Origin of the sequence: Mesorhizobium sp. M7A.F.Ce.TU.012.03.2.1 (genome assembly GCF_004006095.1) — a bacterium.
Lineage (GTDB): Bacteria > Pseudomonadota > Alphaproteobacteria > Rhizobiales > Rhizobiaceae > Mesorhizobium.
In genome coordinates this window covers 3755584-3782072 of the sequence record NZ_CP034779.1, presented here as the reverse complement: position 1 = coordinate 3782072, position 26489 = coordinate 3755584, and the positions used below count along the sequence as shown (strand labels likewise).

Genomic DNA, 26489 nt, shown 5'->3' with positions numbered 1-26489 from the left:
AGGACAGTCATGCCCCCAGGGTGCATCGTCAAAATCGGTACGCACCACTTTTAAATCTTGACGCGTGTCAATTTTTTATAAAACATGCGCAAACGCCGGATTGGCATCGGCCGGCGCTCTGGGAGGAGCAATGCCTGACATCGAAAAGTGCCCAAACCTCGGCTGCAGTCCGCACATTCCAAAGCGGGCAGCAATCTGTTGGCGGGACCATCGCGCCAGGCGCCGGGGTCGCTTGCGCGCCGTCTAACATTGCAGTCACCGGACAGCGACATTGATGCAGCCCATAAAACAATCAGGAGGAGGAAAAACCATGCGTATGTTCAATTGCCTGAAGCTTGGCACGAACCTGCTTGGCGCAGGCATGCTTGCAGCCATCGTCGCAGCGCCCGCCCATGCCGAGGATACGGCGAAAGTCGCGGCCATCGTCAAAGGCCTCGACAATCCGTTCTTCCAGACCATGCAGAAGGGCATCGAGGAACAGGCCAAGGCAAACGGCGTGAATGTCAGCGTCCAGGCCGCCGCCAATATGGGTGACGCCACCGGCCAGGCCGACCGCCTGACCGCCATGGCCATGCAGGATTTCGATTGCTACCTGGTCAACCCGATCAGCGTCTCCAATCTCGTCCAGGCGCTGGTGCCGGTCGCCCAGAAGAAGAAGCCGATCGTCAACATCGACTCGACCATAGACCCCGAACAGGCCAAGGCCGCCGGCTTTGCCGTCTCGACCTATATCGGCACCGACAATGTCGCCGCCGGCGCGCTGGCCGGCGAAGAGATGCTGAAGCTGGTGCCGAAGGGCTCCAAGGTCGCGCTGGTCGCCGGCATCATCGGCGATGTCGGCTCCAACGCCCGCATCAAGGGCTTCAAGCAGGCGGTGGAAGGCAAACTCGACATCGTGGTGATGGTCAGCGCCGACTGGGATCGCGAAAAGGCGCTGACCGCCGCCACCGATATTCTCGCCGCGCACCCGGATCTCGCCGGCTTCTTCGCCGCCAACGACATCATGGCGCTCGGCGTCGAGCGCGCCGTGCGGACCTCGGGCAAGGACGTCAAGGTGATCGGCCTCGACGGCATCGTCGACGCGCTCAAGTCGATTGCGGCAGGCGAACTCACCGCCACCGTCGCCCAATATCCCTATGTTGTCGGCGCCATGGGCCTCGAGGCCTGTGCAGTGGCCGCCAAGGGCAAGGAACTGCCGGCCAACGTGCCGGCGCCGGTGCTGTTGATCAACAAGGACAATGCCGAAGCCTCGCTGAAGAACTTCCCGCGGCCGGGCGGCGACTATCCCGATCCCTTCCGCGAGATGCTGAAGTGAGCACACCAGCAGACAACGCACCCGCCGCCCATTCGGCGGGTGCTGAGGAGAGCCGTCCCTCCCTGGCGGCTCTCCTCCTCGATCCGTCCTTCTGGGCCGACTGGGCATCCGTCGTCGGCCTGGTCGGCCTCGTCATCGTCTTCGGCATCGCCCAGCCGGTCTTTCTCAGCGTCGCCAATCTGCAGGCGCTGCTGTTGGCGGCGGCGATCCTGGTGGTGCTGTCGATCGGCCAGACCTTCGTCATCGCCACCTCGGGCATCGACCTGTCGCTGGCGGCAGCCGTCATGCTCGGCGCCATCATCCTCGGCCTCGTCAACGCCGCCGGCTACGGCATCTTCGTCGCCTGCGGGCTCGCGGTTCTCGCCACCAGCGCCGTCGGTTTCCTCAACGGGCTGATCATCACCGCAGGCAAGATCCCCGACTTCGTGGTGACGCTCGGCACGCTGTCAGGCATCACCGGCCTTGGCCTCATCCTGTCGGGCGGCGAACCGACCATGGTCGGCTCGACCTTCCTGCTCAGGCTCGCTTCCGGCTCGCTCGGACCGTTCGGTTATCCGGTCTGGGTAGCAATCGCAGCCGTCATCGTCGCGCATATCGCACTCTACCACACACGCTTCGGCGTGCATCTGCTGGCGACCGGCGGCCAGACCGAAAGTGCCGGCGCGCTGGGCATCCGCACCAACCGGGTCAAGATCGCCGCCTATACAATCTCGGGCTTCTGCGCCGGCATCGCGGCCATTCTTCTGGTCGCCCGCATCGGCTCGGCCGAACCGCAGATCAACACCAGCCTGCTCTTGAACTCGGTGGCGGCGGTGGTGCTGGGCGGCGTCAGCCTGTTCGGCGGCCGCGCCAGCATTCTGGGACCGGCGATCGGCGCGCTGATGCTCACAGCACTCGTCAACGGCCTGACCTTGCTCAACGTCTCGGCCTTCTACCAACCGCTTGCCGTGGGCGCCATCGTGGTGCTGGCGGCCCTGATCATGCGGTATCAGAAATGAGCGCGCCCCATCACATCCCCGCCGCTGAGGCGATCATCGCCTGCGAAGGGCTGAGCAAGCATTTCGGCGGCATCCGCGCCTTCACCGACGTCGCCTTCCAGGCCCGTCGCGGCGAGGTCACCGCCGTCATCGGCGACAATGGCGCCGGCAAGTCGACGCTGATCCGCAGCCTGGTCGGCGTGCATCAGCCGGACACCGGCAATTTGTTCTTCGACGGCCGGGCGCGGCCCTTCGCCAACCCCGACGAGGCACGCAAGGCCGGCATCGAGACCGTGCACCAGAACCTGGCGCTGATCGACGAATTGACGGTCGCGCAGAACCTGTTCCTCAACCGCGAGATCGTGCGCCGCATCGGGCCGTTCGCTTTCCTCGATCGCAAGGCGATGAAGCGCGAGGCCCGTTCCATGCTGTCGCGGCTGTCGATCAACGTGCCGTCGATCAACCAGCGTGTGCGGCGCTTGTCGGGCGGCCAGCGGCAGGCGATCTCGATCTGCCGCGCTGTCGGCTCCGGCGCCAAGCTGGTGGTGATGGACGAACCGACGGCAGCACTCGGCGTGCAGGAGACCGCCAATGTCGAGGCTCTGATCCGGCGTCTGCGCGAGCAGTCGGTCTCAGTCATCCTGGTCAGCCACAATTTCGATCAGGTCCGCCGCCTGTCCGACCAGATCTGGGTGATGCGGGCGGGAAAGATGGCGGCGACCGTGCGCGCTTCCGAAACGTCCGGAAACGAGCTCGTCGCGCTGGTAACCGGCGCGGCATAGTCCTGCAGCATCAGACTTGAAATCAAAGGGAGTTCGCCTGTGGCACCAATTCGTGTCGGACTGATAGGTCTTGGAGAGGTCGCGCAGTCGATCCATCTGCCTGTGCTGGGCGATCAGCGCGACCGCTGGGTGATCGCGGGCGTGTACGACGTGTCGCCCAGCCTGGTGTCACTCGTCACCTCTGAATTTACGACGGCAAAGGCCTTCGACACGGCCGAGGCGCTGATTAGTTCGCCCGACATCGACGCGGTGTTCGTGCTGTCGTCCGACGACACCCACAGCCGCTTCGTGCGGGCGGCGATTGCAGCCAACAAGCATATCCTGCTGGAAAAGCCCGCCTGCCTGACGGTGCGCGAAATCGACGATCTGCTGGCGCTGATGCCGGGCTACGACAAGACCCTGTTCGTCGGCTATATGCGCCGCTACGCGCCGGCCTATCTGGCGGCCAGGGACGAACTGCCGGCATACGCCGACATCACCCATGTCCGAATCTTCGACCTGATCTCGGAAGGCCGGCACTTTCTCAAGAAGAGCCAGAACGTCCTCTATCCCAACGACATAGACCCTACCCTGCTGGCGCGTGGCGCAAGCGAACGCGACGCGCTGATCCGCGAGGTGGTCGGCGCCGACGCGCCGGCCGATCTGGTGCGCGCCTATCGCGGGCTGACGGCACTTTCCTCGCATCACATTTCGGCGATGCGCGGGCTGATCGGCGAGCCGGCGCGCGTGCTGGCCGCGCACCGCACCAATGGCGGCGCCAACACATCAGTCACCTTCGACTACGGCCATTTCGCTTGTCTCTACGACGCGGTGGTCGACGATCTCGGCCTGTTCGACGCCATGATCGAGGTGCGCTCGAACACCAGGCGTGTGCGCATTCTCTACGACACGCCCTACATCCGAAGCCTGCCGACGCGGCTGGAGGTCACCGATGCCGGCCCGCTCGGCCCGGTGACGAAAACCTTCGGGCCTCTCTACGGCGATGCTTTCTCGAATGAACTCGAGATTTTCCACCGCCACATCACCGAAGGCACAAAGCCTCTGACCGACCTCGCCGATTCACGCCGCGACCTGGCGCTGATGGCCGAGATCATCGAGCGGATGAAGGAGAGTGACGGGCGCTGAGGCGCTGCCTGCCGCCTACTTCCCACAGTGATGATCGTTGATCTTGTTCACCGCATTCGCGTCGGGTCCGACGCGATGGTAGGAGCACGCGCCGGCCGCCGTCGTCACCAACTGCTGATCGTAGTAGCGCGGGCCGCCGAACAGGATGTCGATGAGATCGCCTTCGGCGGGAACGTAGCGTTCGGAGTGGACCCGGCGGTCGTGATGCCGGTCGCCAGCGAACGCCGCGGCGCAAACGCTTGAGCCCATGGCGACAGCGAGAGCTAGGATCGCAACGCATTTCATGGTCATCGCCAATACCCTCCTGGCCATTCCAGAATCACACCATACATCCAAAACCGCCAGCCGGACAAAAGTTCCGAGAAGACCGCGATAGGCTCTTGCCGAAGCCAGCTGCCTCGCTCATCCATAGGATTGTAACGAAAGCCTGGAACCAGTGATGACCGACGCCAGCCTTCACCTCGTCGAAGCGACGATAGACCAACTGCGCCGAGCGCTCGATGACGGCACCGCCACCAGCGTCGAACTGGTCGGGGCGTATCTGAGGCGCATCGCGCATTTTGACCGCCACGGCATCAGCCTTAATGCCGTCCCAGTGCTCAACCCTGACATGTTTGAGGAGGCGGTGGCCTCCGACCAGCGCCGCCGCAACGGCGCCGTGCTCGGACCGCTCGACGGCATCCCCTACACCGCCAAGGACAGTTACAAGGTGTCAGGCGTGACGGTGGCCGCCGGTTCGCCCGCCTTCGAGCATCTCATCGCCAATGAGGACGCCTTCACCATCGCCCGGCTGCGCGCCGGCGGCGCCGTGCTGATCGGGCTGACCAACATGCCGCCAATGGCCAATGGCGGCATGCAGCGCGGCGTCTACGGTCGCGCCGAGAGCCCCTACAATGGCGACTATCTGACCGCCGCCTTCGCGTCGGGCTCGTCCAATGGCTCCGGCACGGCGACGGCGGCCAGCTTCTGCGCCTTCGGGCTTGGCGAAGAAACCTGGTCGTCCGGCCGCGCGCCGGCCACCAACAATGCAGTGGTCGCCTACACCCCGTCGCGCGGCGTCATTTCGGTGCGCGGCAACTGGCCCCTGGTGCCGACCATGGATGTCGTGGTGCCGCACGCGCGGACAATGCCCGACATGCTCGAACTGCTCGATGTGATCGTCGCCGACGATCCCGAGACGCGAGGCGATTTCTGGCGCGCGCAGCCCTGGGTCGAGCTGCCGAAAAGCTCCGCTGTGCGGCCGCCCCGCTATACCGATCTCGCACTGGCGGGGTCGTTGAAAGGCAAGCGGCTCGGCGTGCCCAGAATGTATATCGGCCGCGACAGCGAGGCCGATGCGCCGATCGAAACCCGCGCCTCGGTGCTTGCCCTGTGGGAGCGGGCCGCGGCCGATCTCACGCGGCTTGGCGCCGAGGTGGTCGAGGTCGATTTTCCCGTCGTTTCCAACTATGAGCGCGACCGCCCCGGCACGCGCACCATGGTCGAGCGCGGGCTGGTGCCCCCAGAGTTCGCCGACCGCGAGCTCTGGGATCTCAGCATCTGGGGCTGGGACGACTTTTTGCGCGCCAATGCCGACCCGTCTTTGCCCGATCTCGTCTCGGTCGACGGCCCAAAGATCTTCCCGCAGCCGCCGGGCACGCTGCCCGACCGCTATGAGGGCGGCTTCGACCTGAGGGAATATGTCGAGCGGGCGCGGTCCGGCGTCACGCCCGTCACGGAAATCCCGACGATTGAAGAAGGCCTGAAGGGCCTCGAAGCGACAAGGCGGATCGATTTCGAGGACTGGCTGGACGCCCATGGCATCGACGCCGTGGTGCTGCCCGCGGCCGCCGATGTCGGACCGGCCGATGCAGACATCGACGAGGCGTCCGCCGCCCTTGCCTGGCGCAATGGCACCTGGGTCGCCAACGGCAATCTGGTCTGGCGCCATTTCGGCATCCCCACCGTCACCGTGCCGATGGGAACCATGGCCGATATCGGCATGCCGGTCGGCCTCACCTTTGCCGGCAAGGCCTATGACGATGAGAGACTGCTGCGCATGGCCGGCGACTTCGAACGCTCCACGCAGCGCCGCACCCGCCCGCCGCGCACGCCGGAACTTGACGACGATGTGTTTTCAGGCCGTCCTGCCCGAGCCGGCGACAGCAAGGTGCCAGCGTTCGCGATCACGCTTGCCGCCGAGACGCGGCCTTCCGGCGATCAGGACGAGATCGTCATCACGCTCGAACTGCCCGGCGAGGCCGCCGAAACGGCCAACATCCAGGTGCATGTCAACGGAGAGGTCGTCGTGCTGCAGCGAAGCGGTGCGCGCCTCAGCGGGCATGCCCTCATTCCGGCCGCCGAGCATCAGCGCTTCCACAGCGTCTGGCGTGGCTCCTACGGTTCGATCGTGACGGCGGTGGTGCGGCTGGAGGATGGGCGCACCGCTGGCGCCTTTGCGGTCACCGGCGGGATAAAATGAGTGCTGGGCACTAGGAGGGCAGAGAGGCCAGCCATTCTTCCCAAAATTCCTGCTGAATGTGGACGAAAACCGGAACCACGTCGACGCCATCGTCAAATATGTCGACCAGATCCGTCTCTTGGGGAAATCGCCCCATCGTCACCTTGCAGGCCATCAATCCGCGACTCTTCTCCATCACGGTATTTTCGGGATAAACATTGGCACTCGCCCCGTAGCAGAAGGGCAGCAAACCATCGGCTTCGAGCCCCTGACGGATCTGGAACAGAGCTTCGAAAAAATCTTCCTCTTCGGCCCTGATCACCTTGTCCCGGTAGCCGCATGTCAGGCTGCAGACGGCGCCCTCTACATGCAGCGTAAACACGGCTTCCTCGTCTCCGCCCGTGCCCCCTCCGACCAAGAATACTGTCCGCTGATGATCCATTCCACCCCCCTTTGCTGTTCACCGGATGGTAGTTCGACAGCGGCCGACTTTCTAGCCATTGCAGGAATTCAGACCTCGCTGCCTCCGCAGTTCGCCGCTCGCCTTTCGCAATTGGTGACTGACAGAGGCTACCCCCGCGCCGCCCAAAGCAAACCCCGCTCCACCATCAGCGCCATTTCCGGCACCGCGAACTCATCCGCCGTGTGACCAAGGGAACTGTAGAAAACCTTCCCCGCTCCATAGCGCCGTTTCCAGACGACCGGCATGACAACGCCGCCGATGCCCGGAAAATGCGCGTCGGTAAAGGTGGTGGTCGCCAGCACCTCATTGCTTGGGTCGACATGCATGTAATATTGCTCCGACCGGTAGGCGAAATCGCTGATGCCTTTTGTGATCGGATCGTCCGGCCGGGTGATCGCGACAGTATAGTCGATGATGTTGCCGGGATGCGCCACCCATTGGCCGCCGGTCATGAACTGATAGTCGGGCTCGTTGCGAAAACTGTCGCCCATAGTGCCGTGGAAACCGCCGAGCCCGCTTCCCCCGCGAACGGCAAGCGTCAGGTTCTGCAACTCGGCCTTTTCGATCGTCGACATCGTGATGACGGGCACGATGAGATCGAAGGAAGCAAGCTCCGGATCGGCGAAAATCGCGGTGCCTTGGCCGAGCGTGACGTCGAAGCCGTTTCGCTCAAGCAAGGTGCGAACGATATTCGCGCTCTGCTCCGGCGTGTGGCCCTCCCAGCCGCCCCAGGCGATCAAGGCCTTCTTTGGCATTGTGTACCTCCCTGGAACTCCGCCCTGATCGATCCGGCGTCAGCGCCAGCCAAGCGCCGGCGCGACATGGGTCAGGATCGCCTCGATGACATGCGCATTGTAGTCGACGCCAAGTTGGTTCGGAACGGTGAGCAGCAGCGTGTCGGCCTCGGCGATCGCCTCGTCCTGCGCCAATTCCTTGATCAGCACATCCGGCTCGGCCGCGTAGCTGCGCCCGAAGATCGCCTTGGTGTTCTCCTCGATGAAGCCGATCTGGTCGCGGCTCTCATTGCCGTGGCCGAAATAGGCACGGTCGCGATCGTCGACCAGCGCAAAGATGCTGCGGCTGACCGAGACGCGCGGCTCGCGACTGTGACCGGCCGCTTTCCAGGCCTCGCGATAGATGCGGATCTGCTCGGCCTGCTGGATATGGAACGGCTTGCCGCTCTCGTCGAATTTGAGCGTCGAACTCTGCAGGTTCATGCCGAGCTTGGCCGCCCATTCCGACGTGGCGTTGGTGGCCGCACCCCACCAGATCCGCTCGCGCAAACCCTCCGAATGCGGCTCGAGGCGTAAGAGGCCGGGCGGATTGGGGAACATCGGCCGCGGATTGGGTTGGGCGAACCCCTCGCCCCGCAGCGTCTCGAGGAAGACCTCGGCGTGATGCCGCGCCATGTCGGCGTCGCTCTGGCCTTCCGGCGGCGCGTAGCCGAAATGGCGCCAGCCATCGATCACCTGCTCGGGCGAGCCACGGCTGATGCCAAGCTGCAGGCGGCCGCCGGCGATGATGTCGGCAGCGCCCGCATCCTCGGCCATGTAGAGCGGGTTCTCGTAGCGCATGTCGATGACGGCGGTGCCGATCTCGATGCGGCTGGTCTTGGCGCCGACGGCTGCCAGCAACGGGAACGGCGACGCGAGCTGGCGGGCGAAATGATGCACGCGGAAATAGGCGCCATCCGCCCCCAGTTGCTCGGCGGCGATCGCCAGCTCGATGGATTGCAAAAGCGCGTCCGAAGCCGAGCGCACTTGCGATTGCGACGAGGGCGTCCAGTGCCCGAATGACAGGAAACCGATTTTCTTCATAGCCATGCGATATAAGGATGCGCGTCAGGCTTCAATACAAAAGAGATTTTTCGACACGCCCGATCAAGGCTCATGCATCGCTATTCTCGAAGGCGCCGATGCCTTGTGCGATCAGATTGGTTGCCATCACCAGCGAGACGATTGCCGCGGAATTGAAGACGACGACCCACCATTTGCCGCCGGTCAGGAAACCATAGCCGTCGGCGACGGCCAGCCCCCAATCGGCCGATGGCGGCTGAATGCCGAGGCCGAGAAAGCTCAGCGTCGCGATCGAGAAGAACGCGTAGCCCAGCCTTGTGACCAGCTCGATCAAGATCGTTTCCCTGATGTTGGGCAGTATCTCCAGAAACATGATGGCGAGCGGGCCCTCGCCGCCAAGCCGCGCAGCGCTGACATAGTCGCGCTCCTTCTGCTCGCGCACGGCGGCGCGGACGGTGCGCGCCACCAGCGGCGCGTAGGCGATGCCGATCACCAGGATGACCGTTAGATTGGACGGGCCGATGGCCACCAGCGTCATGGTGACGAGAACGATGAACGGAAACGCCATCAGCGTATCGAGCAGCCGCGCGCCGATGGCATCGACCAGGCCGTCGAAATAGCCGAGCACCAACCCGATGATGCTGCCGGCGGCGACACCGGCCAGCGTCGCCAGCGGCGCAACCAGCAGGATGTCGCGCGATCCGACGACTATGCGGGACAGCACGTCGCGGCCGAGCTGATCGGTCCCGAACCAGTGCAGCGCGTCGGGCGGCGTCAGCATCGCCAGGAAATCCTCGGCATAGGGATCGTAGGGAACGAAGAGGTTGCCTGCTATGGCGCACACGACCCAGAACAGAAGCAGCAGCGATCCGACCACGACCGACGGCGGCAATCCGGCGAAAGCACTGCGTATCCGGCGCACTGCCGGAAAGCCGGCCACGGAGCGCGGTGGTGCGGGAAACTCCGCCAGATCTGTCATGGCGAGGTCCGGCGGCGTTGCCGCGGATCGAGCAGCGCCAGTACGAGGTCGCCGGCCGCCGCCGACAGCACGAAGATTGCCGCCATCACCAGCACCCCGGCCTCGAGCATCGGGAAATCGCGTGCCTTGGCCGCATTCAGAACCAGATTGCCAAGCCCCTGGATGCCGAACAGCGCCTCGATCACCACCAGCCCGCCAAGCATGTAGCCGGTCTGCGTCGCCAGCACCGCGATGGTCGGCGTCAGCGCGTTGCGCAGCACGTGCCGAAAGATGATCTCGCGCCGCTCGAGCCCTTTCAGGACGGCGGTGCGCGTATAATCGGCGGCCATTGCCTCGATCACCCCTGCCCGCGTCATCCGGGCGATGTAGCCGGCAAGGTTCAGCACCAGCGGCAGCGCCGGCAGGATCAGATAATAGCCATGCGTCCAGAAGCCCGCGCCATCGGGCGCAACACCGGAGATCGGGAACCAGTTCAGCCACAGGCCGAAAACGATGAGCAGCATCAGGCCAGAAACGAAATCAGGCACAATGCCGAAGGAGACGCCTGCCATCACGATCAGCCGGTCGATCAAGCGGCCCGCATTGAGACCGGCAACGACGCCGGCACCAACGCCAAGCGGAATGAGAAAAATCAGAATAATGCCGGCAAGGGCGGCGGAGCGCTTGAGGCTTTCCAGCACGAAGGGCGCCACCGGCCCGCGCATCGACAGCGAGGTGCCGAAGTCACCGGTGACGGCCTTGCTGAACCAGAGCCAGTACTGGACGAGAACCGGCTGATCGGCGCCCAGCCGCTTGTTCAGTTCCGCCACCGCCTGCGCATCGGCAAAAGGCCCGAGCATCACACGGCCGACATCGCCGGGCAGGACCTGCCCGGCGAAGAACACCAGGATGCTGACCAGCCACAGCGTGAGGACAAGTGTGCCCAGACGCGCTGACAGAATGCGACCGGTCAGCATGTCGCGATCATGCCTGGACGAAGGAAACGCGGTCGAGCAGCAGATGCGAGATCGCGGTGAAGCGCACGCCCTCGACCTTCGAGCTGACGATCCGGCTGTATTGCGAGAAGTAGCTGATGATCGCCGGCGTCTCGTCAAGCAGCAAGGTCTGGATCTTGCCGGCAACGAGGCGCTGTGCCTGCAGATCACGCGCCTTAGAGTAGTCGAGCAGCAGCGCATCATAGGCCGGGTTGTTGAAATGCGCCGCGTTCCAAGCTCCCGAACTCTTCAGCGTGGCGTTGAGGAAGATGTCGGGCGTGCCGCGATGGCCGTAGTCGGTGATGCCGAGCACCGAATCCAGCCAGGGCGAGCTGCCGAAGGTGGCCGAGCCGTAATAGGCGTCCTGTGGCAGGACATTGAGCTTGACGTCGATGCCGGCCTTTTTGGCGAAGTTCTGGATGATCACCGCATAGTCGGGAATGTCATAGGCGCGCTCGGTGGTCAGCGTCACCTCGAAGCCGTTCGGCACACCCGCCTCGCCGAGCAGCCGCTTGGCTTCCGCAATGTCCTGCTTGCGCTGCGGCACCGACGGATCCGCCGATGGGAAGATCGGCGCGAACGGGGTGTCGTTGCCGACGATGGCGCGGCCCTTCAGCAGGCCCTTGACCACCGCCTCGCGGTCGATGGTGAGCGCCAGCGCGCGGCGGATGCGCTTGTCGGTGAACGGCGCCTGGTCGGTTCTGAGATGCACCTGGTCATGCGAGCTTGCCTGCACGCTCAGCAGCTTGAAATTGGGATTGCCCTCGATCGCCAGCTCCAGGCGCGTCGTGCTCGGGATGACGTCGAGCTGGCCGGCCTGCAGCGCCAGCACCTGCGCCTGCTCGTCGTCGAAAAACTTGATCTCGACCCGGTCGGGCAGCGCCTTGTCGCCCCAGTAGTCTTCATTGCGAACGAAGCTGGCGCCTTGCTTGGGACGAAAGGATTTTAGCTTGAACGGACCCGTGCCGTTGAAATTCTTCTCGAAATCGCCGGCATAGTCGGCCGGCAGGATGACGGCGTTGTAGACGTCTGAGGAGACATAGAAGGGGAAGTTGCTGTTTGGGCCATCGAGGTCGAAGGCGACGGTTTCGTCGTCGACCAGCTTGGCGCCGCCCTTGGACAGGATGCCCTTGTAGGCGGACAGCGCCGACGAGCCGCTGGCCGGATCGACCAGCCGCTCGAAGCTCGCCACAACATCCCTAGCGGTGACCGCGCGGCCATCGTGGAATTTCACCCCTGGCCGCAATTTGAAGGTCCAGCGACTGGCCGTCTCGTTTGCTTCCCAGGACAGAGCCAGCTTCGGCTGCAGACCATCCTTCGGATCGTCGAGGATCAGATACTCGCCGACCTGGCTGATCACCCCGATGCTGGCCGGATCGGTGACCGAAACCGGATCGATCGCCTTGGTCGGCTGGCCGAGCCCGACGCGAACCGTGCCGCCGGCAGCGGCCGCGGCGCGCGCACCTCCAAGCCCCTGCGAGGCGGCAAAGCCGGTCAAGCCGAGCAGTGCTGCATATTTCAGGAGATCGCGGCGTTTGAGAAAGCCGCCCTGATATTCATCGACGGCGACATTCCAGATGTCCCCCGACAGGTTGCGAACTGCGTCGATATCTCTGCGTTTGGTCATGTCAAACCCCTGCTCTGAAATGAAGATTGAAAACCTATGCGACGGGTTCGCCGTCGAGATGGATGCGGTCGACGGCCTGCGGATAGAAGGCGATGAGGCCCTTGATCTTGGGTATTTCCTCTATGGGATCCCGGTAGCTCCAGGCGATGTCAGGGCGCACCGAGCCGTCGCTCAGCAGGCCGGACCAATAGGAGGCGATGCCCTTGTAAGGACATCGCGTCGTTGTGACGGACGCCGTCAGCCGCTCCAGCCGGATGTCTTCCGCGGGCAGATAAAAACGCGTTGGCAGATGCGTCTCGAACAGCAGAACCGGGCGGTGGCTGTCGGCGATCGGCTCGCCGTCGAACCAGACCTGCACATGGCTGGAGCTCTGCAGCACATCGATGCGTGCGTAGGGATCGCGGGCGTGGACGAAGACTTCCTCTTCCTCCTCGAACCATTGGTCGACGGCTTTCCAGGTGAAGGCGATGCGGCCGGCCAGAGGCGCCAGGTTTTCATCCGGTGGCGACACGAACGCCCAGGCCGCGTTGGCGCTGCGCCTGTCACCGCTGTCGATATCCCAATAGGCGGTTTCGCCACCGACCGGGTGCGGTTCGCGATGCAGTGAGGGTCTCAGCACCGACGGGTCGACCGCTGACGGCGGGAAGAAATAGATCGGCAGGAAATGGTTGGAGCGCAGCACGAGCACGTTGCGGCTGTCGGCGATGGTGCGGCCGCCGAACTTGACGCGCACGCGCTTGGGGCTGTGCAGGACATTGACGAGCTGCGGCGCGGTGGCTTCGCGGGGCTGCAATCTTGGTGCAACGGTCATGATCGTTCTCCCGGCCTGACGTCAGGACACCGCGCGCGCATTGTCGCGTTGTTCGGCGAAGCGATTGGCTGGTCGCGCCAGGCCGAAGCGGTCGCGCAACGTTCCCGGCGCGTATTCGGTCGGGAACACGCCGCGCCGCTGCAGCTCCGGAACCACCTGTTCGGCGAAATTCACCCAGTCCTCGGGCAGCAGTGGGAACATCAGGTTGAAGCCGTCGGCGGCACCGGAAACGAACCAGTCCTGCAACTGGTCGGCGATCTGTACCGGCGTGCCGGCGACGGTCGGCACCGAACCGCTGTTGGCGAGTTTGCGGGCGATCTCGCGCAGGCTGAGATTCTGCTTCGCCCATTGCTTGACCCGGTTGAGCGACGTGCGTCCGCCGTTGAACGTGCTCTCGTCCGGCAGCGGCGGCAATGGCCCGTCCGGCGGGAACAGCGACAGGTCCAACCCGCTCCAGCTGGACAGAAGGTCGATGCCGACCTGATCCGGCAGCAAGGTCTGCAGGTATTCCTGCTTTTCCCGGCCTTCTGCTTCGGAGGCGGCGACAACAGGCAGGATGCCGGGCAGGATCTTGAAGCTCTCCGGCCGCCTGCCGTGGCGGGCCAGCCGCTCGTTGATATCCTGACGGTATTTGATGCCATCCTCCTTGGTGCTGTAGATGGCGAAGTGCGCATCGGCCTGTGCGGTGGCGAAGTTCTTGCCGTCTTCGGAGGATCCGGCCTGGACGATCAGCGGATGGCCTTGCGGCGGCCGCGAGACGTTGAGCGGCCCGCGCACCTTGAAATGCTTGCCCTTGTGGTCGACGGGGTGGACCTTGTCGGGGTCGGCGAAATAGCCCGACGCCTTGTCGATCAGCAGCGCCTCGTCTTCCCAGCTGTCCCACAGCGCTTTGACGATATCGAGGAATTCGGCCGCACGCTCGTAGCGGAACGCATGTTCGATATTGCCGTCGCGGCCGAAATTGCGCGCCTCCTCGTCCATCGCCGAGGTGACGACGTTCCACGACGCCCTGCCCTTGCTGATGTGGTCGAGCGAGGCGAACATGCGCGCCACATTGTAGGGCTCGCTGTAGGAACTCGATGCCGTGGTGATCAGGCCGATATGCTTGGTCACGCCCGCCAGCGCCGAGAGCAGCGTCAGCGGTTCGAGGCGCGCATTGGCGTAGTGGGCGACGCCGCTCTTGACCGAATCCCAAATCGAAACGTGGTCGGCGACGAAGATGGTGTCGATCCTGGCGCGCTCGGCCGCCTGCACGAGATCGCGGTAGAATTCGAAGTCCAGCACCTCCCGTTCCGGCGCCCTGGGATGGCGCCACGACATCCGGTGATCGCCCTGCGGGTTGAAGAAGAATGCGCTGAGGATCATGTGGTCTCGAGCCATGACGGCCTCCTTCCAGATCTGCTCCGGAGACCGTCGCGCTGCCTCGGCAGACGGCGACAATCTCTCCTGAGGCATGAAAGGTAGATTGCGCTTCGGCTTAATCCGAGTAATTTTATAGAGATAATGCACTCCGAAAGCGGAAGCGATTGCCCTCGATGGCGGCGCTGGAAGAAAGTGGTTTCAAGTCCCCATGTCCTCCTCGGTTCTGAACGTAGACCAGCTGTCCGTCGCCTATGACGGGCGCAAGGGATCACATCCCGCCGTCAGCGGCGTGTCGCTGCACATAGGCCAAGGCGAGGCGCTCGGCCTGGTCGGCGAGTCAGGATCGGGCAAAAGCTCTGTGGCGCTCGCCATCCTGCGTTATCTGCCGAAGAACGCCCGTATCGCGGCCTCAGCGCTTGAATTCCAGGGCCGCGAAATCCGCGACCTTTCCGCCGAGCAGCTCCGCCGGCTCAGGGGAAATCAAATCGCGGCCGTCTACCAGCATCCGGGCGCGGCGCTCAATCCAAGCATGACGATCGGCCGGCAGATCACCGAGACGATCATGCGGCACCGCCCGGTTCGCCTCGACGAGGCGCGCGAGCGTGCGGCCGAACTGCTCGGCCGGGTCCGCGTCAGCCATCCGGAGCGTGTGCTGGATCTCTATCCGCACGAACTCTCCGGCGGCATGCAGCAGCGCGCCAACATCGCCATCGCGATTGCGCTCGACCCGTCGCTGCTGGTGCTGGATGAGCCGACGACGGCGCTCGACGCCAGCGTCCAGTCCGAGATCATCGCCATCCTCTCCGACCTGCGCAAGGATCACAAAACCAGCATCCTGCTGATCAGCCACGACATCAACATGATCCGCCGCTCCTGCGACCGGGTGGCGGTGATGCAGGCGGGAACCGTGGTCGAAAGCGGCGTTGCGGGCGATGTCTTCGACAACCCCTCTCACGCCTACACCAAGGCGCTCATCGCCTCGATCCCGGCGCTCAACTACACCAAGCGGGACGGAAGACTGGCGGAGGACGGCATGCCAGCGCACCCCACAGCGCAAGGCGAAGACGCCGGCTTGCCAAAAGAACGCCGGATCGCGATCGCCTGCAAAGGCATCAGCCATGTCTTCGGCAGCCAGCCAGTGCTGCACGGCATCGATCTCGACATCGGCCAGGGCGAAACCTTCGGGCTGATAGGTGAGTCCGGTTCGGGCAAGTCGACCCTGGCACGCATCGTCACCGGCCTGCAGATGCCCAATGCCGGATCGGTCGAGCTGTTCGGCAGGACGGTCGCGCCGCGCGTCGAGAAGAGAAACCTTGCCGAACGCCGCGACGTGCAGATGGTCTTCCAGTCGCCGGATCGCACGCTCAACCCGCGCCAGCGGATCGGCCGCATCCTCGGCCGCCCGCTGCGCCGGCTCGCCGGCCTGCGCCGCAGCGAGGTGAGAGCCCGCGTCGGCGACCTGCTGGGCTCGGTTCGCCTCGCCGGCACTACCGCCGAGCAGAAGTCGCGCTCGCTGTCCGGCGGCCAGCGGCAGCGGGCGGCGATCGCGCGCGCCTTCGCCGGCGTGCCGAAGGTCGTCGTGCTCGATGAACCGACCTCCGCGCTCGACGTCTCCGTCCAGGCGACCGTTCTCAACCTGCTCAACGACCTGCAGCGCGACAAGGACACGACCTATCTGTTCATCAGCCACGACCTCAGGGTGGTGCGCTACATGGCCGACAGGATCGGCGTGCTCTATCGCGGACGCCTGGTCGAAACCGGTTCATCCGACCAGATTTTCAAAGGTCCCAACCACCCCTATACGGCCCTGCTGCTGGCCGCTTCTTCCGATGAGGCCGAGCCGAAACTATCCGCTCCAGCCGAGATCGAGGCCACCGGTGTCCCGAACACCGGATGCGCCTTCGCCGATCGCTGCCCCCTGGTCCTGCCCGACTGCAGAAAGGCAGAACCGCCCGCCAACGAGGTCGCGCCCGGCCACCGGATCGCCTGCTGGCGGCACGGCCAGGGTTTTTGAACGGCTCAACAGCAGTACGAAGGTCCGCAGCAGCGGGGTTTAGCGGCAAGCAAATCGTCGATGTATGGAACCTCTCCGACGGCTACTGCGAAGTTCACGCGGCCATGCTTTAGTTGGGCGCTTCCTCGCATACAAATATATTCGTCTGTGCTAATATATTGCGGTCATGCACATTCGTTCGTGACGAACATGTGGGAGGATGCGATGAAAACCATGAATCGCAGGTCTGCAATTGCTCTGGGTGTGACGGCTGCCGCGATAACGCCTCTGTTCACCCTGGCGGCGTCAGCGAAGGTCAAGAAATACGGCCCGAAGGAAGGCAAGGAGATTGCGCCCGGTGTCAGGGTGGTTGAGGTCAGCACCGGCGACTCCGACATTCCCGCCTACAAGAGCATCGCAATCGTCGACGTGGTGTTCCAGCCCGGCGCACACGCGCCTCAGATGGTGATGGACAATGACATGGTCTGCACCATTACTTCAGGCGCGTTCACGATCAAGAAAGCCGACAAGGAATTCAAGCTCAAGGAAGGCGACATGTACACCTGCGCCAAGGGCAAGACCGACGAGGCGACGAATACAAGCAAGGAGGTCGGCGTCCATCGTATCGCCGTCCTGATACCTGCCTAGAGCATGATGCCGAAAAGTGTGAAGCGGTTTTCGGACGACATCATACTCTATCTCTTTGATTTAGAGACGGATTCAGATTTCAGCTCGATTCGACCTGAAATCATCCGGCTCTAGCAGACCGGATTCCGGCCGGATGGAAGATCGCACGCCGTCCGGCCGTCGCTTGCGTACAGCCGGATGCTGGCCTCGTCCGGCCAACGCCCTTCAGCAAGAGGATTCCGTCGCTGGTGCCAGCCGGATCGCAGTCGCATGCTCGCTTTCCGTTCAGGCACAGTGCGATACCGGAATTGGCTCTTGAACGGCCAAGTCGGACACGCGTAACATCGCGCCATCTGAATTGAGTCTGCTTTATTAGTCCGGACTAACCTCCGGATTGGTTTGGATATTTCCCTTGAACACGCAAGCAATCGGCGGCGCGCCGGAGCGCGGCAAATCGTTTGCCCATGTGGCGGAAGCCTCTTGGGGCAAGGGCCTCAGCACCTTGCTCCGCATCGTGCGCATGACGCTGCGCCATCCCTGGCAGGTCGCCATCACCATCGTCTCGACCTTTATTGCCGCGACCTTGCAGCTTTTCATTCCCCGCCTGCTGGGCCGCGCCATCGACCAGGCGCAGGGCGTCATGGCCGCGGGTGCCGGCGCTGCCGCGGAACAGGCGCTGTGGAATACGGCGCTGACGCTGCTCGTTGTCTCGATCCTGCGCGGCCTCTTCACAATGGCGCAGAACTACTATGGCGAGGCCGTCGGCCACCGCACCGGCTATGAACTGCGCCTGGCTTTCTACGAGAAGATCCAGCGCCTGAGCTTCGCCTACCACGACAGGGTCCACACCGGCGATCTCATCACGCTCGGCCTGCTCGATCTCGACGGCGTGCGCATGTTCTTTTCCACTGGCATTTTGCGCGTGGTGCTGCTCGGCGTGCTGATCGGCGTCGGCGCCTATCTCCTGATCAGCACCGATCCCATGCTCGGGCTGCTCAGCCTGAGTTTCGTGCCCTTCGTCGCCTGGCGGTCCTCGGTCACCCAGCTCAAACTGCGCAGCACCTGGCTGACGTTGCAGGAGCGCCTCTCGGTGCTGAGCCGGGTGATGGATGAGAACCTCGGCGGTATCCGTGTCGTGCGCGCTTTCGCAGCGCAGCGGCATGAGCTGGAAAAATTCGATCGCGCCAAGCGCGATGCACTGGACCTCGCCAATCAGCGCGTCGACATCCGCGTCGCCAACACCAGCGCCATGAACTTCTCGTTCCTGGCTGCCATGGGGCTGGTCCTGTGGTTCGGCGGTCAGAAGGTGATCGCAGGCCAGATCAGCGTCGGCACGCTGGCGCAGTTCCTCACCTTCATGACCATCCTGCAGATGCCGGTGCGCCAGCTCGGGCTGATGGTCAATTCCTTCGCCCGCGCCTCGACCTGCGGCACCCGCCTGTTCGAACTGCTCGACGCCGAACTCGACATCGAGGACGCGCCCGGCGCCAGGGATCTCGTCGTCAGCGACGGCGTGCTGCGCTTCGACAATGTCGGCTTTCGCTATGAGGGCGCGGGCGGCCGGTCGACACTGTCCGGCATCTCCTTCGAGGCCCGGTCTGGCGAGACCATCGGCATTGTCGGCCCACCGGGCAGCGGCAAGTCGACCATCGCGCATCTGATCCCGCGTTTCTACGACGTCACTTCGGGTTCGATCACCATCGACGGCCAGGACATTCGTGAGGTGACGCTGAAATCGCTGCGCAAGGCCGTCGGCGTCGTGCAGCAGGATGCGTTCCTGTTCACCACCTCGATCGAGAACAACATCGCCTATGGCAATCCCTGGGCGCGCGAGACCCGCATCGGGCAGGCAGCCGAGTACGCCCAGCTGCACAATTACATCATGGGCCTCCCGGCCGGTTACACCACGGTTGTCGGCGAGCGCGGCGCGTCGCTTTCCGGTGGCCAGCGGCAGCGCCTGACCATTGCGCGGAGCCTGATGCTGCGGCCATCGGTGCTGGTCTTCGACGATTCGACCGCGGCAATAGATGCCGGTACCGAACAGCGCATCCGGGCGGCGATGAAGCGCTTCGCCAGGGACCGCGTCACACTCATCATCTCGCACCGGCTGAGCTCCCTGATGCATGCCGACCAGATCCTGTTCGTCGAAGGCGGCCGGATCGTCGAGCGCGGCACGCATGAGGAATTGCTGGCGCTGGGTGGACGCTATCGCGCGCTGTACGACCTGCAGCTGCGGCCGGAAGACGACCGGCCTGCGGCCATGGGAGCCGCGTGATGTCGACACAGAGCGACGACGACAAGGAAGACACCAACGGCCGGCCGACGAAGGCGGTCGTAGGCTCGCACCGCGACGACGAAGAGGTTTTCGGCAAAGCCTACGACCCGCGCATCGTCAGGCGCATCTGGAGCTTCGTGAAACCGTATCAGAGCCGGATCTTCATCTCGGTCGCCGCGGTGCTTGTGTTCACGCTGACGCAGTTGGCGATCCCGCTGGTCATCCGCTACGCCATCGACCACGGCATGACGGCAGGCAAGCTCGATCAATCGGTGATGATCGCAGCGATCATCACTTTCACCGTCATCATCCTGATCAACTATGCCGCAAGCTATGTGCAGGAAAGCGTCGTCGGCAAGGTGGCCGAGAACGTGCTCTCCGATTTGCGCCGCGCCATGTTCAGCCATCTGCAGCGTGTCTCGCTGAGCTTCATGGACAAGACCGAGGTCGGGCGGCTGATGTCGCGCCTGCAGGGCGACGTCAATTCGATGCAGGAATTCCTCGAAACGTCGGTCATGTCGGTGGGCGACATCGTGCTGCTGTTCGGCATCGTCAGCGTGCTTTTGTGGCTGGATTTCCGGCTCGGCCTGCTGACGCTGTCGACCATGCCGGTGCTGTTCATCGTGCGCCTGTTCTGGCTGCCGCGCGCCAAGGTCGCCTTCATGGCCGCGCACGAAACCAACTCGATCGCCAATGGCGCGCTGGCCGAAGGCATCCATGGCGTGCGCACGGTGCAGAGCCTGGAGCGCCAGCACGTCAATTTCGACCTCTACGACGAGAAGGTGCTGGCCAATCTCAATGCCCATCTGACCTCGGCGAAATACGCGCAGGTGATGGTGCCGATCGTCGACACGCTGACCGGCATCGCCATGGCGACCGTCATCGTCGTCGGCGGTTCGATGGTGCTGTCGCACAGCCTCGACATCGGCGTCATGGTGGCGTTCCTGTTCTACATCCAGCGCTTCTTCGACCCGATCCGCTCGCTGACCATGCAATACAGCGTCATGCAGCGCGCCATGGCTTCGGGCCAGCGCATCTCCGAAGTGCTCGACGTGCCGGTCGACGTCAGCGACAAGGACGGTGCTATCGCGCTGTCGCGCGACATGGACGGCTCGGTCGAGTTCAGGAACGTCACCTTCGGCTATAGGCCGAACCAGTCGGTGCTGAAGAACATCTCCTTTCGCGTCAATCCGGGCGAGACCGTGGCCCTTGTCGGCCCTACCGGATCGGGCAAGTCCAGCTCTATGGCGCTGGTGCACCGCTTCTATGATGTCTGGTCGGGCGAGGTTCTGGTCGGCGGCCATGATGTGCGTGACCTGACCCAGGATTCGCTCGGCGATCAGGTGGCGATGGTTCTGCAGGAGCCGTTCCTGTTCTCCGGCTCGGTGCTGGAAAACATCCGCTACCACAAGACATCAGCCAGCCGCGAAGAGGTGGTGCGCGCCGCACAGGCCGTCGGCGCGCACGATTTCATCGAGAACCTGCCAGATGGCTACGATGCCGAACTCGAGCAGCGCGGCGGCAATCTCTCGCTCGGCCAGCGCCAGCTGATCAGTTTTGCGCGCGCGCTGGTGGCGGATGCCAAGATCCTGGTGCTCGACGAAGCCACGGCCAGCATCGATTCCTACACCGAAATGCTGATCCAGAAGGCGCTGATCACGCTGCTGGAAGGCCGCACCGGGCTGGTCATCGCCCACCGTCTTGCGACCATCCGCGGCGCCGACCGCATCATCGTGCTGCAGAACGGCGAGATCGTCGAAAGCGGCAACCACGACCAATTGATGGGCCGAAAAGGCCTCTACGCCCGCCTCTACAACATGAACTACGCCTCGTTCGACGATATTTCCGAAGGCGAGCTGGAGTTGGATGCGGCGGTCGGCAAGGCGACGTGATTGGGCCTACTGATGACCACAGGCGCCTACGCCATTTCGGGGCGTTTTGAACCTTCGCGGATGGCCTTGTGCACGCCGCGCTGCAGATCCATGAATGCAGGGCTTTCCATCACCTCTTCGCGGCGCGGGCGCTCGATATCGACGTTGAAGGTCTGCGTGATGCGTCCCGGGCCGATCCCCATGACGACGATGCGGTCCGACAGATAGACGGCCTCCTCCACATCATGAGTGACAAACAGGACGGTCAACCTGTGTTCCTCCCAGATCTGGGTGAGCAGTTCCTGCATCTGATGCCGGGTCAAGGCATCGAGCGCGCCGAAGGGCTCGTCCATCAACAGCATCTTGGGCCGGTAGGAAAGCGCGCGCGCAATGGCGACGCGCTGTTTCATGCCGCCCGAGAGTTCGGCCGGATAGCGGTCGGCGCTGTCGGACAGCTTGACGAGTTCGAGATGTTCCAGCGCGATCCTGCGGCAGGTCGGGCGATCGTAACCGGCGGCCTTGAGGGCAAATTCGATGTTCTGCCGCGCCGTCAGCCAGGGAAGCAGCGTGTAGGACTGGAAGACGACGCCACGGTCGAGACCCGGCTGCAGGATCGGCGCGCCATCGATGCTGAGATCGCCGGCGTCGAAGTCCTGCAGTCCGGCCACGATCGACAGCAGCGTGCTCTTGCCGCAGCCCGACGTGCCGACCAGGGAGACAAACTCGTTGTCGGCAAGATCGAGATTGATGTCGCGCAGCACTTCCGTGCGCCGCTCGCCGGTGCCGAAGCTCTTGTGGAGGCCGGCGATCCGCAATTTGGGGGGGCTCATCGGCTGGACCTCATTGCGAGCGGCCCTCTTGCTTGAACAGCACCTTTTCCAGCGCCTTCATCACCTGGTCGGTGATGAGGCCGAGCAGGCCAAGCAGCAGGATGTAGCCGATGATCGTGTTGGTCTGGAAATACCGCTGCGACACGGTGATGCGATAGCCGAGCCCCGAAGTCGCGGCGACAAGTTCGGCCAGCACCAGCCAGGTCCATGCCCAGCCCAGGCTGATGCGCAGCGTATCCCAGATGCCCGGCAAGGCGCTGGGAACGACGATGCGCGTCAGGATCTTGCGATCCGGCAAGCCGAGTGTACGCCCAAGGCCAATGAAATCGGCTGGAACCCGTTTCACATTGTCCATGATCATCAGCACCTGCTGGAAGAAGGTGCCGATGAAGATGATCAGGAACTTCTGCGAATCGCCGGTGCCCGCCCACAGGATGGAGAGCGGCACGAAGGCTACGACCGGCATGTAGCGGATGAAATCAACCAGCGGCTCGATGGCCGCTTCCCAGGACCGGAAACTGCCGATCAGCACGCCGATCGGTATCGACAGTGCCGAGGCGATGAGGAAGCCGATGGAGATACGATACATCGAGGCTTTGAGGTCCAGCCACAACGTGCCGTCGGTCGCGAGCTTGGCGATCTGCATAGCTACGCTGCCCGGCGACGGCAGGAAGATCGGCTTTACCAACCCCAGTCCGGTCGCCGCCCACCAGGCAAGGCCGAGCCCGATGAACACGGCCACCGCGATGACCAGGAAGCGCGACCTGGCGATGGGCACGCCGATCCCGGAGGATCGGCGGCGCCTCGCCGGTTTCGTGACCGGTCCTGCCGCCGGTCGCTCCCGGGGCATCTGTGTCACCACCGCGATCCGGCCTTGGTCATTCCGCTGCCTTGACGAAGGCCGGGTCGATCATCTGCTCCGGCGTCACATCGGCCTGCAGCAGCTTGGCGTTCTTGGCGGCGGCTTCGACATCGGCGAAGGTCTTGGTGGTGAAGTCGCCTGTCAGCGCCGTCTTGTTTTCGGCGAGTGAGTAGTAGCGTACGCCGTCAAAGGCGGTGTTGAGGTCCTTGACGTCCGAACCGACGGCCTTGGCGATGATGGCGCGTCCACCGGGCGTGTCGGCATTGTAGTTCTTGAGCGCCGCGTCCCAGCTCTTGATCATGGCCAGCACCTGGCCGGGCCGCGACTTGATCACCTCGTCACGCACCACCAGCACGTCGCTGATCAGGCCGGGATCCTCGCCGGCGGTGAACAGCAGCTTGAGGTCCTTGTTCTGCGCCATGGCGACGGTGAGGTACGGTTCATAGGTCACCGCAACCGGCACCTGGCCGGCGATCAAGGCGCTGCCGGCATCGGACGCCGGCATCGGAACCGGCTTCACATCGTCGATCGACATGCCGTTCCTGGCGAGCGCGTATTTGAGCAGGATGTCGCTCGTCGTGCCTTCCTCGAAGGCCACCTGCTTGCCCTTGAGGTCCGCGATGGAGGTGACGTCCTTGCCGGCGATGATGGCGTCGGCGGTCATGGAGACGTCGAGCAGCAGCACGATCTTCACCGGCAGGCCGGCCGCAACCATGCCCATCGCTGTGTGGGTCGCGATGTTGGCGGCGTCGAGCTGGCCGCTTGCAAGTGCTGCGTTGATGTCCTTGTCCTCGGCGAAATTGACGATCTGGACGTCGCTCAGCCCGTTTGTCTTGAACAGGCCCTTGGCCTCGGCGACATGCCATTGGCCATAGCCAAGCCAGGGCTCGATGCCGATCTTGAACGCTCCTGCCTCGGGCGTGGTGGGAATGGCCGCGTCGGCTGCGTAGGCTGCCGGGGCGGTGGCCAGCCCGATGGCGGCGGCCATCACGAGCGCGCGAAATTGTCCTGTTAGGTTACGCATCATCTTTGTTCCCCTTGATGATCAGACCGCTTTTTCTAACCCAGGCAGCCGGTCTGGTGAGACTGCGGGTTTCTGCTCTTGCGGCACTGTGCCTCGGCGTCTTACCTGCCACTTCATGGTGAAGTGCGAGGATATTTCAGCGTCAGCGGGAGCGGATGTCAAGGCTAAAATACATACATGCATATACAAGTTGGAAAGACTCAATTTTCACGCTTTTCCGGATCGATCCGATCGAGGAAACCCGTCACCCGATCGGCTCCGGCAACGGGTTCGCTGCCGACCATGACCGCGACTGAGAAGGCAATGAGGGAGGAGACCCGCGTATGGCTGCGCGCGTCGGCCCGCAGGTTCATGACCAGCGTCGGCGACAGGAAAAGACCGGCCCGCAGCACCGCGCGCCAATCGGCCGGCAGCATGCCGCGCCGTTTGAGCTCCAGCAGCAATGGCCGCCACAGCGCTGTCGCCTTGACCTCCAGCAGGTCGCGGCGGACGGGGCTCAGGTCCCAGTCCGTGTCGACATGGAGCAGATTTCCGTCCAGCCGCGCCTGGGCGCGAAAAGCCTCTGTCGCGGTCGCCGGATCATAGAGCCAGAACGGATGGGCAAAGATGTTGTGGAACGTCGCCTTCACCTCCGCCAGCAGCGTCGGGATATGCGAGCCGGCAAAGGCGGGATCGAAGAAGGACAGTTCCGCCCTCCCCGCCTTAGCCGTGTACCAGACATTGGCGTTGTGGGCGTCGCCATGCGCGACCACGCCGCCGGCATCGGCAAGCCGGTCGGGCCGCAAGCGCACCGCGGCGGCATCGAAAAGCTCACCGACGCTGTGGGTGTACTGCTGGCCGTTGATGACGAATTTCAGCCGGGAAAACCGATCCCAATCCAGCTCGGCACCGGGAAAGACGAACGGCTTGCCGACATAGAAATCGGCCAGCCGGCCGCCTGGCGACAAGCGTGTGTTTGCATCGATCAGCCGCTCATGAAACAGCCTGTGGATCGGCTCCGCCGAGACCTCCGCGACAGTCACCGGATGCAGCGTCTCGAGATAGACCTTGAGCAGCCTGGCCGACAGGCCGCGCTCGGCAAGAACGGCTTCTTGCCGCTTGCCGGCATCGTCCTGCGCATCCAGCGCGAACAGCACATCCGAAAACCTCGGATCCGTGCGGCGGCGGTAGACAAGGATCTGCTCGCCGGGCTGCGCCGACATGTGTACGGGTTGGTCGACCGGCAGGCCGGCGCGCGACAGAATCTCGGCGCGGTAATACTCGCCCGTCATCGCCTCCTCCCGCTCCTCCTGATGGAACTTGAAGAAGTAGGCCTTGCCGTCGTCTTCGAAGAAGCCGTTCAGGGAATTGAGGCTGTATTTGTCGAAGTTGATGCGCACATTGCGGGGACTCATCGCGAACAGGTCGCCCAGCAATGCCGCCAGCGCGCTTTGTGCTTCGGCAACATCATGCTGCGCGAGTGCCCGGATCTGCGCCGTGCGACTCGGTGTCTGCGTCATCTGTTGTCCTTCTTGGCCCGTCCATTCGAGAGCGAAAGCGTTCTCGTCAGCACATGTATATACATTGACAACGAAACCGCTCCGACTTGCATTCGTCCTGCTTCCGTTAGCTGCTTTTTGAAGGGGAATAGCGGCTGCCGAGCGAGTAGCGGCTGCCGGCATAAGTCAGCTTGCTGATGGTGGCCACCACCGCGCCTGTCCATGTCCGGCGGTGCAGGAAAAGGCAGCAGGCGCCGACATCGATGCCCAGATGCCGCGCCGTCTCGGCGTCGGCCGGGATCGCCGAGATGATATGCTCGACTTCGGTCACCGGGGTTTTCTGCATGAGATAGTCGTAGGTCGCCGTCTTCGAAAAATCCTGCTTGTCGTAATCGGGAATGAGGCTCGGATTGACGAAGCGCTCTTCCAGCTGCACCGGCAGATCATTCTCGAAATTGACGACGACGGAATGATAGATCGAGACGCGCTTTGGAAACTCGAACGACAGCGCCAGCTCCTTTGTCGGCATGATGGTTTCGAGGACGAGGACTTCGGAACGATGCCTGTTGCCGCGCTCGACGATCTCGGCTGCGATGTTGTTGATCTCGATCAGCGTCGATTGCGGCCGCGGCGGCGCGATGAAGGTTCCCACACCTTGCAGGCGGATCAGGAACCCGGCCGAGGTCAACTCTCTGAGCGCCCGGTGAACCGTCATCCGCGACACGCCGAGCGACGCCACCAACTCGTTCTCGGACGGCAGCTTGCGATCCTTGCCCCACCGGCCCGTTCCGATGTTCGCCAGGATGTAGTCCTTCACCTTCTCGTAAAGAGGGCTGGCCGTGTCGGGCAAAGTGATCATTTCAAAAGTCCTTTCCGGC

Annotated in this window: 23 protein-coding genes; 9 read left to right on the top strand and 14 right to left on the bottom strand. The window is 63.6% G+C overall.

The window, feature by feature from the left end; genetic code table 11:
- The first annotated feature begins 310 nt into the window (after positions 1–310).
- The 4 genes from EJ079_RS18375 to EJ079_RS18360 are packed head-to-tail and all read left to right on the top strand — an operon-like array spanning position 311 to position 4199.
- Entirely contained in the window at positions 311–1315 is a 1005-nt protein-coding gene (locus tag EJ079_RS18375; protein WP_127381869.1) for a substrate-binding domain-containing protein, read from the top strand.
- Positions 1312–2313, top strand: a complete 1002-nt coding sequence (locus EJ079_RS18370; RefSeq protein ID WP_127809714.1) for an ABC transporter permease — start codon at positions 1312–1314, stop codon at positions 2311–2313. Before EJ079_RS18375 ends, EJ079_RS18370 begins: the two co-directional genes overlap by 4 nt.
- A complete protein-coding gene (locus tag EJ079_RS18365) occupies positions 2310–3074 on the top strand; it encodes an ATP-binding cassette domain-containing protein (protein ID WP_127396575.1) in 765 nt (254 codons plus the stop codon). Before EJ079_RS18370 ends, EJ079_RS18365 begins: the two co-directional genes overlap by 4 nt.
- 39 nt (positions 3075–3113) lie before the next feature.
- Positions 3114–4199 carry a Gfo/Idh/MocA family oxidoreductase gene (locus tag EJ079_RS18360; protein WP_127809713.1) on the top strand — a complete coding sequence of 362 codons (1086 nt, stop codon included), beginning with the start codon at positions 3114–3116 and terminating at the stop codon, positions 4197–4199.
- Positions 4200–4214: 15 nt separating this feature from the next.
- Here the strand turns inward: EJ079_RS18360 and EJ079_RS18355 are convergent, their stop codons facing one another.
- Positions 4215–4490 carry a hypothetical protein gene (locus EJ079_RS18355; protein ID WP_127396573.1) on the bottom strand — a complete coding sequence of 92 codons (276 nt, stop codon included), beginning with the start codon at positions 4488–4490 and terminating at the stop codon, positions 4215–4217.
- A 148-nt stretch (positions 4491–4638) separates the two neighbouring features.
- Here EJ079_RS18355 and EJ079_RS18350 point away from each other — a divergent pair, with 148 nt between their 5' ends.
- A complete protein-coding gene (locus tag EJ079_RS18350) occupies positions 4639–6660 on the top strand; it encodes an amidase (RefSeq protein WP_127809712.1) in 2022 nt (673 codons plus the stop codon).
- Between the two features lie 10 nt (positions 6661–6670).
- Here EJ079_RS18350 and EJ079_RS18345 read toward each other — a convergent pair whose 3' ends face one another.
- From EJ079_RS18345 to EJ079_RS18310, 8 genes are all read right to left on the bottom strand, one after another.
- Positions 6671–7081: a hypothetical protein gene (locus tag EJ079_RS18345; RefSeq protein ID WP_127396571.1), complete on the bottom strand. Its 411-nt coding sequence runs from the start codon at positions 7079–7081 to the stop codon at positions 6671–6673.
- A gap of 128 nt (positions 7082–7209) precedes the next feature.
- Positions 7210–7857, bottom strand: coding sequence for a ThuA domain-containing protein (locus EJ079_RS18340; protein ID WP_127396570.1), 648 nt, complete (start codon positions 7855–7857; stop codon positions 7210–7212).
- Between the two features lie 39 nt (positions 7858–7896).
- Positions 7897–8919 carry an LLM class flavin-dependent oxidoreductase gene (locus EJ079_RS18335; RefSeq protein WP_164873964.1) on the bottom strand — a complete coding sequence of 341 codons (1023 nt, stop codon included), beginning with the start codon at positions 8917–8919 and terminating at the stop codon, positions 7897–7899.
- Between the two features lie 70 nt (positions 8920–8989).
- Positions 8990–9877, bottom strand: coding sequence for an ABC transporter permease (locus tag EJ079_RS18330; RefSeq protein WP_127326506.1), 888 nt, complete (start codon positions 9875–9877; stop codon positions 8990–8992).
- Positions 9874–10833: an ABC transporter permease gene (locus EJ079_RS18325; protein WP_127269148.1), complete on the bottom strand. Its 960-nt coding sequence runs from the start codon at positions 10831–10833 to the stop codon at positions 9874–9876. Before EJ079_RS18325 ends, EJ079_RS18330 begins: the two co-directional genes overlap by 4 nt.
- A gap of 7 nt (positions 10834–10840) precedes the next feature.
- Positions 10841–12478 (bottom strand): ABC transporter substrate-binding protein, encoded by a 1638-nt coding sequence (locus EJ079_RS18320; RefSeq protein ID WP_127809710.1) that lies wholly within the window; start codon positions 12476–12478, stop codon positions 10841–10843.
- A gap of 34 nt (positions 12479–12512) precedes the next feature.
- A complete protein-coding gene (locus EJ079_RS18315; protein WP_127809709.1) occupies positions 12513–13289 on the bottom strand; it encodes a DUF427 domain-containing protein in 777 nt (258 codons plus the stop codon).
- Between the two features lie 21 nt (positions 13290–13310).
- Entirely contained in the window at positions 13311–14669 is a 1359-nt protein-coding gene (locus tag EJ079_RS18310; protein ID WP_127809708.1) for an LLM class flavin-dependent oxidoreductase, read from the bottom strand.
- Positions 14670–14859: 190 nt separating this feature from the next.
- Here EJ079_RS18310 and EJ079_RS18305 point away from each other — a divergent pair, with 190 nt between their 5' ends.
- The 4 genes from EJ079_RS18305 (at position 14860) to EJ079_RS18285 (ending at position 21438) form a co-directional block, all read left to right on the top strand.
- A complete protein-coding gene (locus EJ079_RS18305) occupies positions 14860–16665 on the top strand; it encodes an ABC transporter ATP-binding protein (protein ID WP_127809707.1) in 1806 nt (601 codons plus the stop codon).
- Between the two features lie 204 nt (positions 16666–16869).
- Entirely contained in the window at positions 16870–17292 is a 423-nt protein-coding gene (locus tag EJ079_RS18300; protein WP_127809706.1) for a hypothetical protein, read from the top strand.
- Positions 17293–17683: 391 nt separating this feature from the next.
- Entirely contained in the window at positions 17684–19546 is a 1863-nt protein-coding gene (locus EJ079_RS18290; RefSeq protein WP_127809705.1) for an ABC transporter ATP-binding protein, read from the top strand.
- Positions 19546–21438 carry an ABC transporter ATP-binding protein gene (locus tag EJ079_RS18285; RefSeq protein ID WP_127809704.1) on the top strand — a complete coding sequence of 631 codons (1893 nt, stop codon included), beginning with the start codon at positions 19546–19548 and terminating at the stop codon, positions 21436–21438. Before EJ079_RS18290 ends, EJ079_RS18285 begins: the two co-directional genes overlap by 1 nt.
- Positions 21439–21464: 26 nt before the next feature.
- On the opposite strand, the gene EJ079_RS18280 is transcribed toward EJ079_RS18285, so the two are convergent.
- The 5 genes from EJ079_RS18280 to hutC all read right to left on the bottom strand — a co-directional run bounded on the left by EJ079_RS18280 (position 21465) and on the right by hutC (position 26470).
- Complete coding sequence (locus tag EJ079_RS18280; protein ID WP_127269920.1) at positions 21465–22247, bottom strand: ABC transporter ATP-binding protein; 783 nt, start codon at positions 22245–22247, stop codon at positions 21465–21467.
- 10 nt (positions 22248–22257) lie between these two features.
- Positions 22258–23025, bottom strand: a complete 768-nt coding sequence (locus EJ079_RS18275; RefSeq protein WP_174800314.1) for an ABC transporter permease — start codon at positions 23023–23025, stop codon at positions 22258–22260.
- Positions 23026–23125: 100 nt separating this feature from the next.
- On the bottom strand, positions 23126–24133 hold the full coding sequence (locus EJ079_RS18270; protein ID WP_127811360.1) for an ABC transporter substrate-binding protein: 1008 nt from the start codon (positions 24131–24133) through the stop codon (positions 23126–23128).
- 200 nt (positions 24134–24333) lie between these two features.
- Complete coding sequence (locus EJ079_RS18265; RefSeq protein WP_127809703.1) at positions 24334–25632, bottom strand: hypothetical protein; 1299 nt, start codon at positions 25630–25632, stop codon at positions 24334–24336.
- Positions 25633–25738: 106 nt separating this feature from the next.
- A complete protein-coding gene (gene hutC / locus EJ079_RS18260) occupies positions 25739–26470 on the bottom strand; it encodes a histidine utilization repressor (protein ID WP_013530484.1) in 732 nt (243 codons plus the stop codon).
- Positions 26471–26489 lie beyond the last annotated feature (19 nt).

Bases quoted from the DNA above. Each gene is read 5' to 3' on its own strand.
- EJ079_RS18305 (WP_127809707.1), top strand. From the start codon at position 14,860: ATGTCCTCCTCGGTTCTGAACGTAGACCAGCTGTCCGTCGCCTATGAC.
- EJ079_RS18300 (WP_127809706.1), top strand. From the start codon at position 16,870: ATGAAAACCATGAATCGCAGGTCTGCAATTGCTCTGGGTGTGACGGCT.
- EJ079_RS18310 (WP_127809708.1), bottom strand. From the start codon at position 14,669: ATGGCTCGAGACCACATGATCCTCAGCGCATTCTTCTTCAACCCGCAG.
- EJ079_RS18265 (WP_127809703.1), bottom strand. From the start codon at position 25,632: ATGACGCAGACACCGAGTCGCACGGCGCAGATCCGGGCACTCGCGCAG.
- EJ079_RS18285 (WP_127809704.1), top strand. From the start codon at position 19,546: ATGTCGACACAGAGCGACGACGACAAGGAAGACACCAACGGCCGGCCG.
- EJ079_RS18375 (WP_127381869.1), top strand. From the start codon at position 311: ATGCGTATGTTCAATTGCCTGAAGCTTGGCACGAACCTGCTTGGCGCA.
- EJ079_RS18355 (WP_127396573.1), bottom strand. From the start codon at position 4,490: ATGACCATGAAATGCGTTGCGATCCTAGCTCTCGCTGTCGCCATGGGC.
- EJ079_RS18350 (WP_127809712.1), top strand. From the start codon at position 4,639: ATGACCGACGCCAGCCTTCACCTCGTCGAAGCGACGATAGACCAACTG.
- EJ079_RS18280 (WP_127269920.1), bottom strand. From the start codon at position 22,247: ATGAGCCCCCCCAAATTGCGGATCGCCGGCCTCCACAAGAGCTTCGGC.
- EJ079_RS18325 (WP_127269148.1), bottom strand. From the start codon at position 10,833: ATGCTGACCGGTCGCATTCTGTCAGCGCGTCTGGGCACACTTGTCCTC.
- EJ079_RS18340 (WP_127396570.1), bottom strand. From the start codon at position 7,857: ATGCCAAAGAAGGCCTTGATCGCCTGGGGCGGCTGGGAGGGCCACACG.
- EJ079_RS18335 (WP_164873964.1), bottom strand. From the start codon at position 8,919: ATGAAGAAAATCGGTTTCCTGTCATTCGGGCACTGGACGCCCTCGTCG.
- EJ079_RS18270 (WP_127811360.1), bottom strand. From the start codon at position 24,133: ATGCGTAACCTAACAGGACAATTTCGCGCGCTCGTGATGGCCGCCGCC.
- EJ079_RS18315 (WP_127809709.1), bottom strand. From the start codon at position 13,289: ATGACCGTTGCACCAAGATTGCAGCCCCGCGAAGCCACCGCGCCGCAG.
- EJ079_RS18320 (WP_127809710.1), bottom strand. From the start codon at position 12,478: ATGACCAAACGCAGAGATATCGACGCAGTTCGCAACCTGTCGGGGGAC.
- EJ079_RS18365 (WP_127396575.1), top strand. From the start codon at position 2,310: ATGAGCGCGCCCCATCACATCCCCGCCGCTGAGGCGATCATCGCCTGC.
- EJ079_RS18330 (WP_127326506.1), bottom strand. From the start codon at position 9,877: ATGACAGATCTGGCGGAGTTTCCCGCACCACCGCGCTCCGTGGCCGGC.
- hutC (WP_013530484.1), bottom strand. From the start codon at position 26,470: ATGATCACTTTGCCCGACACGGCCAGCCCTCTTTACGAGAAGGTGAAG.
- EJ079_RS18345 (WP_127396571.1), bottom strand. From the start codon at position 7,081: ATGGATCATCAGCGGACAGTATTCTTGGTCGGAGGGGGCACGGGCGGA.